Raw genomic sequence first — 14,668 nt, forward strand, 5'->3', positions numbered from 1 at the left:
GACGGATGCGGCCGCGGCGGCCGGTCGCCGCTCCCACGGACGTGCCTCCGGTCCGAAGCACTGTGAGTGCGCCTGCCCCCGGCCCCGCGGGCCAAACCCCGGGCCAGGTTTTCCGACGGCCCGCAGGGTGACTCGTAGGGCTGCTGCCTGTGCCGTCCATGTCCGGGAGGTCAGCCCATGAGCACCAAGGTGTCCGACCACGTCGTCGAGCGGCTGCACGAGTGGGGAGTGGACCATGTCTTCGGCTATCCGGGCGACGGCATCAACGGCCTGCTGGCGGCCTGGGGGCGGGCCGGCAACCAGCCGCGGTTCGTGCAGTCCCGGCACGAGGAGATGTCCGCGTTCGAGGCGGTCGGCTACGCCAAGTTCAGCGGCCGCCTCGGAGTGTGCGCGGCGACCTCGGGGCCCGGGGCGATCCACCTGCTCAACGGCTTGTACGACGCCAAGCTGGACCATGTGCCGGTGCTGGCGATCGTCGGCCAGACGCACCGCACCGCGATGGGCGGGTCGTACCAGCAGGAGGTGGACCTGCACACCCTGTTCAAGGACGTCGCCTCGGAGTTCGTGGAGACGGTGACCGTCCCCGAGCAGCTGCCGAATGTCCTGGACCGGGCGATCCGCACCGCGTACGGGCGCCGCTGCCCCACGGCGATCATCCTCCCGGGCGACGTCCAGGAGCTCGACTACTCACCGCCCACGCACGAGTTCAAGATGGTGCCCTCCAGCCTGGACCACAGCGCCTGGACTGCGGTGCCCTCCTCGGAGTCGCTGGAGCGGGCCGCGGAGATCCTCAACTCCGCTGTCAGGCCCGCGATTTTGATCGGCCAGGGAGCGGCCGGAGCGCGGGCCGAGGTGGAGCGGGTCGCCGAACTGCTCGGCACGGGCGTCGCCAAGGCACTGCTCGGCAAGGACGCGCTGAGCGACGAACTCCCCTACGTCACCGGCTCGATCGGCCTGCTGGGCACACGGCCGTCGTACGAGCTCATGCGGGACTGCGACACCCTGCTCACCATCGGCTCGTCGTTCCCGTACACGCAGTTCCTGCCCGAGTTCGGCAAGGCGCGGGGCGTGCAGATCGACATCGACCCGCACATGGTCGGGATGCGCTACCCGTACGGGGTGAACCTCGTCGGCGACGCGAAGGCGACGCTCCGGCGGCTGATCCCGATGCTGGACGTGGAGCGCGACGGGCGCGAGTGGTACGACACGGTGTGCGACAACGTCACGAGCTGGCGCAAGGTGATGGAGCGGCGGGCGCAGCAGTCCGCCGACCCGATCAACCCGGAGTACGTGGCCCACGTCCTCGACCCGTTGCTGCCCGACAACGTGATCGTCACCTCGGACGCCGGGTCCACCGCCACCTGGTACGCCCGGCACCTGACCATGCGTCCCGGCATGCGCTCGTCGCTGTCCGGAACGCTGGCGACGATGGGCCCCGGAGTGCCGTACGCCATCGGTGCGAAGTTCGCGCACCCGGACCGGCCGGCGATCGCGCTGGTCGGGGACGGGGCGATGCAGATGAACGGCATGGCGGAGCTGATCACCGCGGCCAAGTACCGCGAGCTGTGGGAAGATCCGCGGCTGATCGTCGCCATCTGGAACAACCACGACCTCAACCAGGTCACCTGGGAGATGCGGGCCATGGAGGGCGCCCCGTCGTTCCCGCCCTCGCAGGCGCTCCCGGACGTGCGGTACGCCGCGTTCGCCCGCTCCCTCGGTCTGACCGGGATCCGGGTGGAGAAGCCGGAGGACGTCGAGGCGGCCTGGCGGGCGGGTCTGCGGGCGGACGGGCCCGCCGTGCTGGAGTTCCTCACCGATCCGGCCGTACCGCCGATCCCCCCGCACGCCGACTGGGATCAGATGGAGGCCACGGCCGCGTCCGTCCTCAAGGGCGACGCCGACCGGGCGTCCATGGTGAAGCAGGGCTTCAAGGCGAAGGTGCAGGAGTTCCTGCCGGGGCGGGAGAAGAAGTAGCCGTCGGGAGGGTGACCGGTTCGAGCCGGTCGCCCTTCGGCTCCGGGAGCATCAGTTCCTCGTACCGGCCGAGCGCGAGCACCGCGGCGAGCATGAGGATCGGTACGAGCGCGGCGAGGAGCACCATCGCCATGTCCTTCCCAGGGGAGGTGCGCGGGGGGTCGGAATCGGGTCTCCCGGGTTCGGTCCGGCAAACCCCGTGTCGGCCTCCGGTGCACGGGTACGCGGTGCGGACCCGAAGATCTGGAGGGGAGACATGCAGCGAGGCAGCGACCGGCTGAGTCGCCACCGCGACGACGAGATGAAGCACGAACTCCAGGGTCTGCTCCGTTCCGGGCATCCCACCCGGACCGAGGAGTGGAACGACCCGGAGCCGACCGCCGACGACGATCCGCAGGTCTGGGGCGGCCCGGTGGCGCCGGGCAGCGACGGGGCGTCGCTGGAGACCGTCCGACTGGAGCTGGCCCGGCTCCTGGGCCGCAGCTCGTTCCCCGCCACTCCCGTGGAGCTGGTGCGGGTGCTGCGCCGCAAGAACGCCCCCGACCCGCTCACCGAGGCGGTGGAGGCACTGCCACGCAAGGAGAGCTACTCCAATGTCCAGGAACTCGCGCGGGCGCTGACCCGGGCGGAGGGCACCCCGTGACGGCGGAGCTCGTCAGGGACGTGATGACACCCGGTGTGGTGGCCGTCCGCCCGGACGCCTCGCTGGTCGAGGCGGCACGGCTGATGCGCGCGCAGGACATCGGCGATGTCGTCGTGGCCGACGGGCAGCTCGTGGTGGGGCTGCTCACCGACCGGGACATCACGGTCCGGGCCGTCGCCGACGGCGTCGACCCGCAGACGGTGAGCGCCCGGGCGGTGTGCACGCCGGATCCGCTGACGGTCGCCCCCGGCGACCCGGTGACCCAGGCGGTCGCGCTGATGCGGGCCCATGCCGTACGGCGGCTGCCGGTCGTCGAGGACGGTCTGCCCGTCGGGATGGTGAGCCTCGGGGACATCGCCGAGGCCCGGGACCCCGGTTCGGCGCTGGCCGACATCGTCGGCGCGGATCCGGACGACGGGGCGGCCTTATGAGCGGGGGCCGGGCCGCGCAGCTCAGCGCCACCGGCACCACGGTCGACGTCGGGGACGTGACCACCCGGTATCTCCTGTACGGGCTGCTGCCCGGCTGGTTCGTGCCCGGTCTCGCCGACTGGGTGATGCACCGGCGCACGAGGATCGAGGAGACGGCCGGGACCAAGGAGTCCTTGCTCCACTCCCTGATGATGGCCGAGGTGGGCCTGCCCATCGCGCTCACCCTGCGCTACGAGGTCAATCCGCTGCTGCTGAGCGTGCAGCTGGGCGGGGCGGCCGTGCACGAGGCGACCGCCCTGTGGGACGTGAAGACGGCCGTCGACAGCGACCGCGAGGTCAAGCCCGTCGAGCAGCACATCCACAGCTTCCTGGAGTCGCTGCCGTTCGCCGCGCTCGCGTCGCTGATGTGCCTGCACGCCGACCAGGTGAGGTCGCTGCTGCGCGGCGGGCCCGGTGATCCGGACGCGTGGCGGCTGGTACCGCGCAGGCGGCCGCCGTCGCCGGGCTATCTGGCCGGCATCGGCGCCGCGATCGGCGCCTGTGTGCTGCTGCCGTACGGCGAGGAACTGCTGCGCTGCGTACGCGCCTCCCGTGCGAGGAAAAAGCTTTCCAAGAAAGGACGTTGAGTCGTCATGCGTATCGCGTTTCTGACCGCACCCGAGGGCGTCGAGCAGATCGAGCTCACCGAACCGTGGCAGGCCGCGGAGAACGCGGGGCACGAACCCGTGCTCGTCTCGACGGAGTCAGGCGAGATCCAGGCGTTCAACCATCTCGACAAGGGAGACACCTTCCCCGTGCAGGAGGTCGTGGGCGAGACGTCCGCGGACTCCTTCGGCGGGCTGGTGCTGCCCGGTGGGGTGGCCAACCCGGACTTCCTGCGGACGGACGAGAAGGCCGTGGCGTTCGTGCGGGACTTCTTCACCCAGGGACGCCCGGTGGCCGCGATCTGCCACGCGCCGTGGACCCTCGTGGAGGCGGACGTCGTACGGGGCCGGGTGCTCACCTCCTGGCCGAGTCTTCGGACGGACATCCGCAACGCGGGCGGCACCTGGGTGGACGAACAGGTGAAGGTCTGCGACCACGGGAACAACAAGCTGGTCACCAGCCGTAAGCCGGACGACCTCAAGGCGTTCTGCGAGACGTTCCTCGACGTGTTCTCCCAGGAGGCCGTCTGATGGACTCCGCCGACCGTACCCCTGTGGATTCCGCGGAGCGCAAGCAGCGCCGGCGCGAGAGCTTCCACGCCGACGACCCGGGCGCCGGACCGCTCACCACCGACCAGGGCGTCGCGGTGGACCACACCGACGACTCGCTCGCCGCCGGTGAACGCGGTCCGACGCTGATGGAGGACTTCCACTTCCGGGAGAAGCTCACCCGCTTCGACCACGAGCGGATCCCGGAGCGGGTGGTGCACGCGCGGGGCGCGGGAGCCTACGGGTACTTCGAACCGTACGAGTCCTGCGCCGAGTTCACCCGTGCCGCGTTCCTCCAGGACCCGGCGGTGCGCACCCCCGTCTTCGTGCGGTTCTCGACGGTGCAGGGCCCCAAGGGTTCCGCGGACACCGTGCGGGACGTGCGCGGCTTCGCCACCAAGTTCTACACGTCCGAGGGGAACTACGACCTGGTCGGGAACAACTTCCCGGTCTTCTTCATCCAGGACGGCATCAAGTTCCCCGACTTCGTGCACGCGGTGAAGCCGGAGCCGCACAACGACATGCCCACCGGCGCCTCCGCGCACGACACTCTGTGGGACTTCGTGTCGCTCCAGCCGGAGACCCTGCACGCGATCATGTGGCTGATGTCGGACCGGGCCATCCCGCGCAGTTACCGCATGATGCAGGGCTTCGGCGTGCACACCTTCCGGTTCGTGAACGCGGACGGCAAGGGCACCTTCGTGAAGTTCCACTGGACGCCGAAGCCGGGCTCCCACTCGCTGGTGTGGGACGAGGCGCAGGAGTGCCAGGGCCGCAACCCGGACTTCAACCGGGGCGACCTGTGGGACGCCATCGAGGCCGGCGAGTACCCGGAGTGGGAGCTCGGTGTGCAACTGGTGCCGGAGGAGGACGAGTTCGCGTTCGACTTCGATCTGCTCGACGCCACGAAGCTGATCCCCGAGGAGCAGGTGCCGGTGCGGCCGATCGGCCGGATGGTGCTGGACCGCAACCCGGAGAACTTCTTCGCCGAGACCGAGCAGGTCGCCTTCCACACGGCCAACGTCGTGCCCGGGATCGACTTCACCAACGACCCGCTGCTCCAGGCCCGCAACTTCTCCTACCTGGACACCCAGTTGATCCGGCTGGGCGGGCCGAACTTCTCGCAGCTGCCGGTGAACCGGCCGGTGGCGCCGGTGCGCAACAACCAGCGCGACGGCTACCACCAGAGCGCCGTCCACCGGGGCACGAACTACTCCCCGAACTCGCTCGGCGGTGGCTGCCCGGCCCACGCCGGGGTCGACGGGAACGCGTTCACTCACTACACGGAACGCGTGGACGGACACAAGATCCGGCGGCGCAGCCCCAGTTTCCAGGACCACTACAGCCAGCCCGCGCTGTTCTGGAACAGCATGGCCGACTGGGAGAAGCAGCACATCGTCGAGGCGTTCCGCTTCGAGCTGGGCAAGGTGGACGCCCGGGCCGTGCGGGCCCGCACGGTCGAGCAGCTCGCGAAGGTGGACGGCGCGTTGGCGGCCCAGGTGGCCCGCGGTGTCGGGGTCCCGGAACCCTCCGGGGGCGAGACGGCGTCCAAGCTCTCCTCCCCCGCGCTCAGCCTGGAGTCGCAGCGCGGCGACGGCTCCCTCCGTACCCGGAAGATCGCGGTCCTCGTCACCGACGGGATCGACGCCGAGCAGGTGACCTCGGTGCGGGAGCGGCTGGCCGCCGAGGGCGCGATCGTGGAGGCGCTGGCCCCGGCGGACGGAGAGGTGCGCGGTGCCGACGGCGAGCTGTACACCGTCGACCGCGCGCTGCCGACGGTCGCCTCCGTGCTGTACGACGCCGTCCTGCTGCCCGGCGGTCCGGTGGGCACACCGCCCGCGGCCGCCGACCAGGACGCGATGCGGTTCGTGCGGGACGCCTACCGGCACGGCAAGCCGATCGGCGCGCTCGGCTCGGGCGTCGGGATCCTGTCGTCGCTGGAGCCGGAGGGGCTGCGGGTGTCCACGGAGTTCCACCGCGTGGAGGCCGACCACGGCGTGGTGACGGAGACCTCTCCGGGCCCGGCGGGCGAGGAGTTCCTGGACGCGTTCGTGGCCGCGATCGCCGCGCACCGGCACTGGGACCGGCCGCCGACGCGCCACTGAGCCCTCCGGGCATCTCACCGGTGGCCTGCTGATCATGTGATCGGCAGGTCACCGTTGGCTGTCGGCGTCGGCTGTCGGCGTCGGTAGTCGGCGGGCCCGGTCAGTCCAGCGCCGGGGTCGCCGACTCTCCCGCCTTGCGCTCCCGCGCGCCCTCACGGGTCCGGCCCGCGGCCACCGTCCGGCGCGGGTTGCGGCGCAGGTACTCGCCTTCGAGCCGGGCCATGCGCTGGTTGTGGGCACTGAGCGCGTCGTTCGAGCCGTAAAGCAGCGTTTCGTGCCGGGTGCGATGGATCGTCTCCAGCTCTTTCATGAGCTGGTGGTCGTCCAACCGGCTGGGGTCGACTCCGGTCATCGTGGTGTCCCGCTCGTCGTGTTCGTTCATGTGCTTCGGGTACCCGCCCCGCACGCATTACCGCACTGCCCCCGAGCGGCATCCGGGAGGGAACCATGGATCTCGCTTTCCTGCATCCACTCTACGAAAATCCGGGCCCCTGGGCCTCGGTGTACGTCGACACGTCCCGACATACGGAGGGCACCCCCCACGAACGGCAGCTCGCGGCGCTGGCGGCCTCCCGCGAGCTGTCCGTGCAGGGGGCCGACGAGAAGACCTGCGTGGCCGTACGAGAGGCGCTGGAGGAGCTGCGGCACTCGTCCGAACCGCACGGCCGGGCCGTCTTCGCCCGGGCCGGAGAGGTCGTCCTGGACCCGCCCCTGACCAGGTCCCCCGCGGGCAGCCTGGTCCACTGGGCCCCGCTGCCGCACACCACGCCCCTGCTGGAGCTGGCCGGCGAGGACCCGCTGTGCGTGGTGGCGTACGTCGACCGCAAGGGCGCCGACTTCGAGCTGCGCGGGGCGCTCGGCCGGCAGGGTGCCGGCACGGTCACCGGCAGGCAGTGGCCCGTCCACCGGACGAGCAGCTCCGACTGGTCGGAGCGGCACTTCCAGCTGCGGCTGGAGAACACCTGGGAGCACAACGCGGCCGAGATCGCGGACGCGCTCACCGTCTGCCAGGAGGAGACCGGGGCCGACCTGCTGATCCTGGTCGGTGACGAGCGGGAGAAGCGATCGGTGCACGAACGGCTGCCCAAGGCGCTGCAGGGCCGGGTCGTGGAGGCCGAGCACGGTGCCGGGAGCCGGCTGCTCGACGAGGACGTGGAGCGGGCCCGTGCCGAGCACGTACGGCAGCGCGCGGAGCGGGAGCTGGAACGGTTCCTCGCGGCCCGCGCACCGGGCGACGACGGCCGTCCCGGAGCCGTGGAAGGCGTTCCCGCGCTGGTCGAGGCCGCGCGTGAGCACCGTATCGACGAGCTGCTGATCCGCCCGGACGGGCCCGACGCGCACCGCGAGGTGTGGATCGGCGAGGACCCGGACCAGCTGGCGGTCCGCCGTACGGATCTGAAGATCCTCGGTGAACAGAACTCCTGGTCGGCCCGGGCGGACGACGCGCTGATCAGGTCGGCGGTCGCGACGGACGCTCCGGCGCTCTCGGTGACCCCGGTGACCCCGGTGGCCGAGGAGGTCCCGGTGGGCGGCCTGGGCGCCCTGCTGCGCTGGGCCTGAGACGCTTCGAACGGGCCCGGTGACCCTCGGTCACCGGGCCCGTTCCACGCGTCGTTCGTCCCACACCGGCTCCGGCGTCTCACGCACCCGCCCGTCCGAGCCGAAGACCAGGAACCGGTCGAAGGACCGCGCGAACCAGCGGTCGTGGGTGACCGCGAGGACCGTGCCGTCGAAGGCCTCCAGGCCCTCCTGGAGGGCCTCGGCGGACTCCAGGTCCAGGTTGTCCGTGGGCTCGTCCAGGAGCAGCGCGGTGACGCCCTGGAGCTCCAGCAGGAGGATCTGGAAGCGGGCCTGCTGGCCGCCGGATAGCCGGTCGAAGTTCTGCTCGGCCTGGCCGGTCAGTTCGTAGCGGCGCAGCCGGGACATCGCGGCACCCCGGTCCTGGGCGTGCTCCTTCCAGAGGATGTCGAGAAGGGTGCGGCCGAAGAGCTCGGGGTGGGCGTGCGTCTGCGCGAAGTGGCCGGGCACGACCCGCGCGCCCAGCTTCCACTGCCCCGTGTGCGCCACCGTGGTGTCCCCCGCCAGCAACCGCAGGAAGTGGGACTTGCCGGAGCCGTTGGAGCCGAGGACGGCGACGCGCTCGCCGTAGAAGACCTCCAGGTCGAAGGGGGTCATCAGGCCGGTCAGTTCAAGTCCCGCGCAGGTGACGGCCCTTACGCCGGTGCGGCCGCCCTTGAGGCGCATGGTGATGTCCTGCTCTCGCGGCGGCTCGGGCGGCGGTCCGGCCTCCTCGAACTTGCGCAGGCGGGTCTGGGCCGCCTGGTAGCGGGAGGCCAGCTCATGGCTGATGCTGGCCGCCTGCCGGAGGTTCAGCACCAGCTTCTTGAGCTGCGCGTGCTTCTCGTCCCAGCGCCGGCGCAACTCCTCGAAACGGGCGAAGCGTTCGCGGCGCGCCTCGTGATAGGTGGCGAATCCGCCGCCGTGCACCCAGGCGTCCGCGCCGGCGGGCGAGGGTTCCACCGAGACGATCTTCTCGGCGGCCCGCGAGAGCAGTTCCCGGTCGTGGGAGACGAACAGGACGGTCTTGCGGGTCTCCTTGAGCCGCTCCTCCAGCCAGCGCTTGCCGGGCACGTCGAGGTAGTTGTCCGGCTCGTCGAGCAGCAGCACCTGGTCCGTGCCGCGCAGCAGCGCCTCCAGCACGAGCCGCTTCTGCTCCCCGCCGGACAGCGTCCGCACCTGCCGGAACTGCGCCTTGTCGTAGGGGACCCCGAGCGCGGCCATGGTGCACATGTCCCACAGCGTCTCGGACTCGTACCCGCGCACCTCGGCCCAGTCGGACAGGGCCTGCGCGTACGTCAGCTGGGCGGCCTCGTCGTCCACGGTCATGATCAGGTGCTCGGCCCGGTCGACGGCCTGCGCGGCCTCCTGGATCCGCGGCGGCGCGACCGACACGAGCAGGTCCCGTACGGTCGTCTCGTCCCGTACGGACCCCACGAACTGGCGCATCACGCCCAGGCCGCCGCTCACGGTGACCGTCCCGCCGTGCGGCTTCAGCTCGCCGGAGATCAGCCGCAGCAGGGTCGTCTTGCCGGCGCCGTTGGGCCCGACGAGGGCCACCACGGCCCCTTCGCCCACCCGGAACGACACATCGCCGAGCAGCGCCCTCCCGTCGGGGAGGTAGTACTCGAGATGCCCGGCTTCCAGATGTCCCATGGAGCGCATTGTCGGTGCGACGGCGGTACCTGGGCAAACGCTTATCACGCCCCGCGGGGCGCGGGGAACCGCGCGACAGGACGCGACGAACCCGCGTCCGGTGGGGCGGCTGCGTCTGTCGGGTGTGGCGCCGGGCACGCTGCTCGCCTACGACGGCGAGGTGACCGACGTACAGGGCGAGGTGATGCTGGAGAAGCTGCCCGAGGCGCTCACGGTGTACCGGCCGCCGCCGGGGAGCTGATCTCCCGTCAGTCCGCATGGCGATACGGGGGTCTCACCATGCGACATGCGGGCGTACGGTTCCCGGTACCGACGGACTTGTCGAAAAGGGGAGCTCAGCCATGCCTGGACCACAGGGGAAGCCGCAGGAGACCGCCGTCTACACACACGGTCACCACGAGTCCGTGCTCCGCTCGCACACCTGGCGCACCGCAGCCAACTCGGCGGCCTACCTGCTCGGTTCACTGAAGCCCCACATGAGGATCCTGGACATCGGCTGCGGTCCGGGCACGATCACCGCCGACCTCGCGGCACTGGTCCCGGACGGCGAGGTGACCGGCGTCGACCGGGCGCCGGGCATCCTGGACCAGGCCCGCGCCACGGCCGCCGCACGAGGTCTGACGAACGTCGACTTCGCGGTCGCCGACGTGCACGCGCTGGACTTCCCGGACGACACCTTCTGCGTGGTCCACGCCCACCAGGTGCTCCAGCACGTGGGAGACCCGGTGCAGGCGCTGCGCGAGATGAGCCGGGTCACCAGGCCGGGTGGATTCATCGCGGTCCGCGACTCGGACTACGCGGCCATGACCTGGTACCCGGCGTCAGCGGGGCTGGACGACTGGCTGGACCTGTACCGCCGGGTCGCCCGGGCCAACGGCGGCGAGCCGGACGCCGGCCGGCGGCTGAAGTCCTGGGCGCTGCGGGCGGGCCTGACGGACATCACCGCGAGCTCCGGCACCTGGACCTACTCCACCGCCGAGGAGCGGGAGTGGTGGAGCGGGCTGTGGGCGGACCGCACGGTGGCCTCGGCGTACGCGGAACGGGCCACCGAGAGCGGCCACGCCACCGTGGACCGGCTGCGGGCCGTCTCGGACGCCTGGCGGGAGTGGGGCCGGCAGGAAGACGGCTGGTTCTGTGTACTGCACGGAGAGATTCTGTGCCGAAAGGAAGCCTGAAAAGCGGATTCCGGGAAACTCGGAATGCAGGAGGTTCACTATGATTGCCATCCTGCTTGTGCTGCTCCTGGTGCTGATTCTTTTCGGCGCCGGTTTCGCAGTGAAGATTCTCTGGTGGATCGCACTGGCCGTGCTCGTGCTGTGGTTGCTGGGGTTCCTGATGCGTGGGACGACATCGGGCGGAAGCAGGGGTCGTTGGTACAGGTGGTGACGTTCCCCGGCCATCACTCCCGGGGAAGCAGCGGTCCCAGCGGCCCGAGGTCCAGGTTCAGGTCCTCGGGCCGCAGTCCGTACCGCTCGCGCAGTTCGGTCATGCGCTCGTCGAGGAGCATGAGGGTGAGACCGATCCGCTCCTCCTGCTCCTCGCTCAGGTCGCCCTCGTCGAACCGGCGCAGCGCCTGGCGCTCCATGAGCTGCCGCAGCAGCTCCACGACGGTCAGGACGAGCTTGACAAGGTCACGCTCGACCGTGTCGGGCTCCAGGTCCATCCGCTTGCGTCGGGCTGTCACAGCAACTCCTCCCACGGTGAGGGAACTTGCGCGTTGACCGAGCTGATCAGCGCGTTCAGGTCGATGCGCACGAGGTCGACGTCCGCGATCCGCAGGGTGATGTCCCCGGTGATGACGACCCCGCCGGCCAGCAGCCGGTCGAGCAGGTCGACAAGGGCCACCTCGCGGCGCTCGATGACGGTCACGGCTGCTGTTCCTCCCCCGCGAAGGAATAGGCCGCCCAGGGTCCTGTGAGTTCCACCCGCATTCCCGGGAGTTCGCCCTTGGTCCGGTCCACCATTTCCACGAATTCCTCGGACTCGCCGCGCGGCACGAGATAGGCGGCATTCAGAATGTTCTGTCCGGAGGCGCCGGAAAGCGTGGGATTCTGCGGGGCGTGCAGCCGCGCGTCCTCGGCGTATCCGGAAAGCGTTTCGTGCAGCCGGGTCGCGAAGGCCTCCGCCTGCTGCCACATCTCCTCGTGCGACCGCACGCTTTGCCGCCGCTGCCGCAGATAGTCCCCGGCCCGAGACCGGCTTGGCCGGCGTCTCGGCGGGCTCCGCGCGGTCCGGGGCCGGCGTCTCGGCGTACACCTTGACGCCCCACTCCACCCGGCCCTGCAGCCGGTCGAGGGTGCGCCGGAAGCTTTTTTCGCGTTCCTCGATCATCACGCGGACGCCGCTGTCGTCACGGAACACGGTGCCGAGCCGGAGCGGCAGCGGGGTGGTGACGACGGTGAGCGCGTCGATCACGCTCTGGTGGGCGCGCACGGTCCCGGTCAGCCAGTCCAGGTCCTCCAGATGCCTGCGGAGCGGCTCTTCGGCGAAGTCCCGCTCCGGAACATGGCTGACGACGGCCACCAGACCGTGGTGGTGCAGCAGCCTGGGCGGGTCTCCGGCCACCCCGGCCAGCTGGGCCTGCAGTGGGGTGCCGAAGGGGCGGCAGACGGCGTACACGTACCGCAGTCCGGTCATGAACTCTCCTCCTCGGCACGGCGGCTGGGCTCCAGCTCCTCCAGACGCGCGAGCCGTTCGCGCAACTCGCTGTTCTCCCGGGCGAGTTCGTCACGGCGGGCGCGGGAGGACAACGCCGGGTCGTCCTCCCACCAGTCGATCCCCATCTCCTTGGCCTTGTCGACCGAGGCGACGATGAGCCGCAGTTTGATGGTGAGCAGCTCGATGTCGAGCAGGTTGATGCGGATGTCTCCCGCGATGACGATGCCTTTGTCCAGCACACGCTCCAGGATGTCGGCCAGGTTGGCTCCGCTCCCCTGACCGTAGGGATCCGGGAGCCGGCTGGGCATGCTCATCGTCGGCTCCCGCCCTCGGCGTACTCCTCTTCCTCTTCTTCCTCGGGCACCTCTTCCTCGTCCTCGGGAGCCTCGTCCTGGGCCTCCTCCTCGGGCTCCTCCTCGTCGTACTCCTCGTACTCGTCCTCGGGCTCGCCCTCCTCCTCGGGCTCGTCCTCGTTCTCGTACTCGGCGTCGGGGCCCTCCTGCTCTTCCTCTTCCTCGCCTTCTTCCTCGGTGCCCTCGGCCTCTTCCTCCTCCGCCACCGCGTCCTCGTGGCTCTTGACGACCTCGCCGTCCTGGATCTCGCCGCGCCAACCGTCCTCCGCCTCCCCCTTGAGGGTGATGAAGCGGGCGAAGTGCTTGAGGTCCAGCCGGGCCCGGCGGCCCTGGGCGCGCCAGATGTTGCCGGTCTTCTCGAACAGGCCCGAGGGGTAGTACTCGATCACCAGCAAGACGCGGGTGAGGTTGTCGGCGAGCTTGTGGAAGGTGACGACGCCCTTGGTCGTGCCCTTGGCGCCCTCCGACGTCCACTGGATCCGTTCGTCCGGGACCTGTTCGGTGGTGGTCGCCTTCCAGCTGCGGTTGGACCAGAAGATCTTCGCCTGCCAGTCGCTGTGGGTGTCGTCGGCGCGGTTCGCGCTCTTGACGCCCTTCGCGAAGGTGGAGAAGTCCTGGTACTGCGTCCACTGGTCGTAGGCCGTGCGCAGATCGACGCCGACGTCGATGAACTCGATGATCACCGTGGGCTTCTGGCCCGCGCCGCGCTTCTTCTTGCCCTTGCCGCCGCCGAGGTTCTTGAAGGCGCCGACCACGCTGTCCTTGGCCTTGCCCGCTCCGAGCTCCAGGGCGCTGCGCAGCGGCCCCTTGCCCTCGGCGAGCTTCTTGCCGCCGTCGAGGGCGAGCTTGGCGAACCCGGGGCTGTTGCCCTCGGCGATGTCGTTCAGCTTGCCGGTGGTCTCGCCCAGCTTGTGGCCTACACCGACCAGCATCCGCTGGACCTGTGCGGAGAGGTACTCCTGCACCTCGGCCTTGAGCCGGTCGGCGGCCTCGCTGTGGGCCACCTCGGTGAGCGGGTTGTTCTTCGCCTTGTCGGCGGTGTCGCGGGCGGATCCAAGTGTCTCGGTCATCACTCACCGCCTCCCTTCGGCAGTCGGGCCCGGGTGCTCCGGCCGGCCCCCCTGGCCGCGGTCGCCTTCTTGGCGGCCGTCTTCTTCGCCGTGGTCTTCTTGGCCGCGGTCTTGCCGGGCGTGCGGCCCTGGCTCTGCGCGGCCTTCTTCGCGGGCGGCTTGCGGCTCGGCTCCTTCTTCGCGGCCGTCTTCCTGGCCGGAGCCTTCTTCGCCGGGGCCTTCTTGGCGGTCCTCTTGGCCGCGGCCGGAGCCTCTTCCTGCTCGTCCTCGTCGTCCTCGGCCTCGTCGTCCTCGGCCTCGTCGTCCTCGGCCGAGGGTTCGTCCTCGTCCTCGTCCGAGGGCTCCTCGTCGTCCTCGGCCTCCGCGGTCCCAGTCTCCTCCTCCTCGGGCTCCTCGTCCCCTTCGGACTGCTCGTCCTCGTCGTCGGAGAGGCCCGGCAGGTCCGGCGCCACGCCGGCGAGCTCGTCGCGGACCTGGGCGGTACGGCCGTGCAGCCGGTCGGCGATCGCGACCATCTGCCGCTCCACCATCGCCCCGGAGGCCGCCTTGCCGACGCCTCGCAGGTCCTCGCGGAGCGTGTCCCCTATCTCCTTGAACTGCGGGTTCTTCAACAGTTGCTGGGAGACCAGATCGGCAACGGCCTTCGGGCTCAGATGCATCCGCTTGCCGGCCACGAGCGTGCCGACGGCGAACGCCAGTTTCAGTTTCTTCGTACGTCCGAGGAGATATCCGGCCCCTACCGCGAGGCCCAGTCCTGTTCGGTTCATCGTGTCGTCCCGTCGCCAGTCCCCGCGCCACCGCGCAGGCCGATCTCCAGTCGTTCGAGGAGTTCGTCCTCCTGTCGGTCGAATTCCTCCTCGCCGATCTCGCCCGCCTCGAGTCGCTCCTCGAGCCGGGCGAGCTCCGCCCGTACCGTCGCCGGGTCGTAGTAGAGGCGCTCCGCTTCGTTCAGCACCTGCTTGATCACCCAGCCGCTGCCGCGTACCGGGGCGAACGGCAGCAGCAGCACCTCTCCGATGAGACCCACG

17 protein-coding genes and 2 pseudogenes are annotated in these 14,668 nt (G+C 70.5%); 10 read left to right on the plus strand and 9 right to left on the minus strand.

Features of this window, described 5'->3' with window-relative positions; all coding sequences use genetic code 11:
• The first annotated feature begins 177 nt into the window (after positions 1–177).
• From RKD20_RS08135 to RKD20_RS08160, 6 genes are all read left to right on the plus strand, one after another.
• Positions 178–1,974: a thiamine pyrophosphate-requiring protein gene (locus tag RKD20_RS08135; RefSeq protein ID WP_424877116.1), complete on the plus strand. Its 1,797-nt coding sequence runs from the start codon at positions 178–180 to the stop codon at positions 1,972–1,974.
• 256 nt (positions 1,975–2,230) lie between these two features.
• On the plus strand, positions 2,231–2,617 hold the full coding sequence (locus RKD20_RS08140) for a DUF2795 domain-containing protein (RefSeq protein ID WP_424877117.1): 387 nt from the start codon (positions 2,231–2,233) through the stop codon (positions 2,615–2,617).
• Positions 2,614–3,048, plus strand: coding sequence for a CBS domain-containing protein (locus tag RKD20_RS08145; protein WP_424877118.1), 435 nt, complete (start codon positions 2,614–2,616; stop codon positions 3,046–3,048). Before RKD20_RS08140 ends, RKD20_RS08145 begins: the two co-directional genes overlap by 4 nt.
• Positions 3,045–3,674 (plus strand): diguanylate cyclase, encoded by a 630-nt coding sequence (locus RKD20_RS08150; RefSeq protein ID WP_424877119.1) that lies wholly within the window; start codon positions 3,045–3,047, stop codon positions 3,672–3,674. Before RKD20_RS08145 ends, RKD20_RS08150 begins: the two co-directional genes overlap by 4 nt.
• Before the next feature lie 6 nt (positions 3,675–3,680).
• A complete protein-coding gene (locus RKD20_RS08155) occupies positions 3,681–4,223 on the plus strand; it encodes a type 1 glutamine amidotransferase domain-containing protein (RefSeq protein ID WP_424877120.1) in 543 nt (180 codons plus the stop codon).
• Positions 4,223–6,346, plus strand: a complete 2,124-nt coding sequence (locus tag RKD20_RS08160; RefSeq protein WP_424877121.1) for a catalase — start codon at positions 4,223–4,225, stop codon at positions 6,344–6,346. The genes RKD20_RS08155 and RKD20_RS08160 overlap by 1 nt, the downstream gene beginning before the upstream one ends.
• A 100-nt stretch (positions 6,347–6,446) precedes the next feature.
• Here RKD20_RS08160 and RKD20_RS08165 read toward each other — a convergent pair whose 3' ends face one another.
• Entirely contained in the window at positions 6,447–6,728 is a 282-nt protein-coding gene (locus RKD20_RS08165; protein WP_424877122.1) for a DUF6158 family protein, read from the minus strand.
• Positions 6,729–6,793: 65 nt separating this feature from the next.
• On the opposite strand from RKD20_RS08165, the gene RKD20_RS08170 reads away from it, so the two are divergent.
• The gene (locus tag RKD20_RS08170; protein WP_424877123.1) at positions 6,794–7,906 is read left to right on the plus strand and encodes a Vms1/Ankzf1 family peptidyl-tRNA hydrolase; all 1,113 of its coding nucleotides are present in this window, start codon (positions 6,794–6,796) and stop codon (positions 7,904–7,906) included.
• A gap of 30 nt (positions 7,907–7,936) precedes the next feature.
• Here RKD20_RS08170 and RKD20_RS08175 read toward each other — a convergent pair whose 3' ends face one another.
• Entirely contained in the window at positions 7,937–9,559 is a 1,623-nt protein-coding gene (locus RKD20_RS08175) for an ABC-F family ATP-binding cassette domain-containing protein (protein ID WP_424877124.1), read from the minus strand.
• 100 nt (positions 9,560–9,659) lie between these two features.
• On the opposite strand from RKD20_RS08175, the pseudogene RKD20_RS08180 reads away from it, so the two are divergent.
• From RKD20_RS08180 to RKD20_RS08190, 3 genes and pseudogenes are all read left to right on the plus strand, one after another.
• Positions 9,660–9,800: pseudogene (locus RKD20_RS08180) on the plus strand (hypothetical protein); the annotation flags it as partial.
• 100 nt (positions 9,801–9,900) lie between these two features.
• Positions 9,901–10,734 carry a class I SAM-dependent methyltransferase gene (locus RKD20_RS08185; RefSeq protein WP_424877125.1) on the plus strand — a complete coding sequence of 278 codons (834 nt, stop codon included), beginning with the start codon at positions 9,901–9,903 and terminating at the stop codon, positions 10,732–10,734.
• Between the two features lie 40 nt (positions 10,735–10,774).
• Positions 10,775–10,945, plus strand: a complete 171-nt coding sequence (locus tag RKD20_RS08190; RefSeq protein ID WP_069760366.1) for a hydrophobic protein — start codon at positions 10,775–10,777, stop codon at positions 10,943–10,945.
• Positions 10,946–10,958: 13 nt separating this feature from the next.
• Here the strand turns inward: RKD20_RS08190 and RKD20_RS08195 are convergent, their stop codons facing one another.
• The 7 genes and pseudogenes from RKD20_RS08195 to RKD20_RS08225 form a co-directional block, all read right to left on the minus strand.
• Positions 10,959–11,243 (minus strand): gas vesicle protein K, encoded by a 285-nt coding sequence (locus RKD20_RS08195; RefSeq protein WP_020119156.1) that lies wholly within the window; start codon positions 11,241–11,243, stop codon positions 10,959–10,961.
• Positions 11,240–11,428, minus strand: coding sequence for a gas vesicle protein (locus RKD20_RS08200; RefSeq protein WP_007385868.1), 189 nt, complete (start codon positions 11,426–11,428; stop codon positions 11,240–11,242). The genes RKD20_RS08195 and RKD20_RS08200 overlap by 4 nt, the downstream gene beginning before the upstream one ends.
• Positions 11,425–12,196, minus strand: a pseudogene (locus RKD20_RS08205) (GvpL/GvpF family gas vesicle protein). The gene RKD20_RS08200 and the pseudogene RKD20_RS08205 overlap by 4 nt, the downstream one beginning before the upstream one ends.
• Positions 12,193–12,531, minus strand: a complete 339-nt coding sequence (locus tag RKD20_RS08210; RefSeq protein ID WP_007385866.1) for a gas vesicle protein — start codon at positions 12,529–12,531, stop codon at positions 12,193–12,195. The pseudogene RKD20_RS08205 and the gene RKD20_RS08210 overlap by 4 nt, the downstream one beginning before the upstream one ends.
• Positions 12,528–13,640 (minus strand): SRPBCC family protein, encoded by a 1,113-nt coding sequence (locus tag RKD20_RS08215; RefSeq protein ID WP_424877126.1) that lies wholly within the window; start codon positions 13,638–13,640, stop codon positions 12,528–12,530. Before RKD20_RS08215 ends, RKD20_RS08210 begins: the two co-directional genes overlap by 4 nt.
• Positions 13,640–14,407 carry a DNA primase gene (locus tag RKD20_RS08220; protein ID WP_424877127.1) on the minus strand — a complete coding sequence of 256 codons (768 nt, stop codon included), beginning with the start codon at positions 14,405–14,407 and terminating at the stop codon, positions 13,640–13,642. The genes RKD20_RS08215 and RKD20_RS08220 overlap by 1 nt, the downstream gene beginning before the upstream one ends.
• Complete coding sequence (locus RKD20_RS08225) at positions 14,404–14,667, minus strand: gas vesicle protein GvpG (protein ID WP_424877128.1); 264 nt, start codon at positions 14,665–14,667, stop codon at positions 14,404–14,406. Before RKD20_RS08225 ends, RKD20_RS08220 begins: the two co-directional genes overlap by 4 nt.
• Between the last annotated feature and the right edge of the window lies 1 nt (position 14,668).

Origin of the sequence: Streptomyces sp. SLBN-8D4, from assembly GCF_049739545.1 — a bacterium.
Lineage (GTDB): Bacteria > Actinomycetota > Actinomycetes > Streptomycetales > Streptomycetaceae > Streptomyces > Streptomyces canus_C.

Bases quoted from the DNA above. Each gene is read 5' to 3' on its own strand.
- RKD20_RS08190 (WP_069760366.1), top strand. From the start codon at position 10,775: ATGATTGCCATCCTGCTTGTGCTGCTCCTGGTGCTGATTCTTTTCGGC.
- RKD20_RS08170 (WP_424877123.1), top strand. From the start codon at position 6,794: ATGGATCTCGCTTTCCTGCATCCACTCTACGAAAATCCGGGCCCCTGG.
- RKD20_RS08135 (WP_424877116.1), top strand. From the start codon at position 178: ATGAGCACCAAGGTGTCCGACCACGTCGTCGAGCGGCTGCACGAGTGG.
- RKD20_RS08150 (WP_424877119.1), top strand. From the start codon at position 3,045: ATGAGCGGGGGCCGGGCCGCGCAGCTCAGCGCCACCGGCACCACGGTC.
- RKD20_RS08175 (WP_424877124.1), bottom strand. From the start codon at position 9,559: ATGGGACATCTGGAAGCCGGGCATCTCGAGTACTACCTCCCCGACGGG.
- RKD20_RS08215 (WP_424877126.1), bottom strand. From the start codon at position 13,640: ATGACCGAGACACTTGGATCCGCCCGCGACACCGCCGACAAGGCGAAG.
- RKD20_RS08160 (WP_424877121.1), top strand. From the start codon at position 4,223: ATGGACTCCGCCGACCGTACCCCTGTGGATTCCGCGGAGCGCAAGCAG.
- RKD20_RS08140 (WP_424877117.1), top strand. From the start codon at position 2,231: ATGCAGCGAGGCAGCGACCGGCTGAGTCGCCACCGCGACGACGAGATG.
- RKD20_RS08220 (WP_424877127.1), bottom strand. From the start codon at position 14,407: ATGAACCGAACAGGACTGGGCCTCGCGGTAGGGGCCGGATATCTCCTC.
- RKD20_RS08185 (WP_424877125.1), top strand. From the start codon at position 9,901: ATGCCTGGACCACAGGGGAAGCCGCAGGAGACCGCCGTCTACACACAC.
- RKD20_RS08155 (WP_424877120.1), top strand. From the start codon at position 3,681: ATGCGTATCGCGTTTCTGACCGCACCCGAGGGCGTCGAGCAGATCGAG.
- RKD20_RS08165 (WP_424877122.1), bottom strand. From the start codon at position 6,728: ATGAACGAACACGACGAGCGGGACACCACGATGACCGGAGTCGACCCC.
- RKD20_RS08210 (WP_007385866.1), bottom strand. From the start codon at position 12,531: ATGAGCATGCCCAGCCGGCTCCCGGATCCCTACGGTCAGGGGAGCGGA.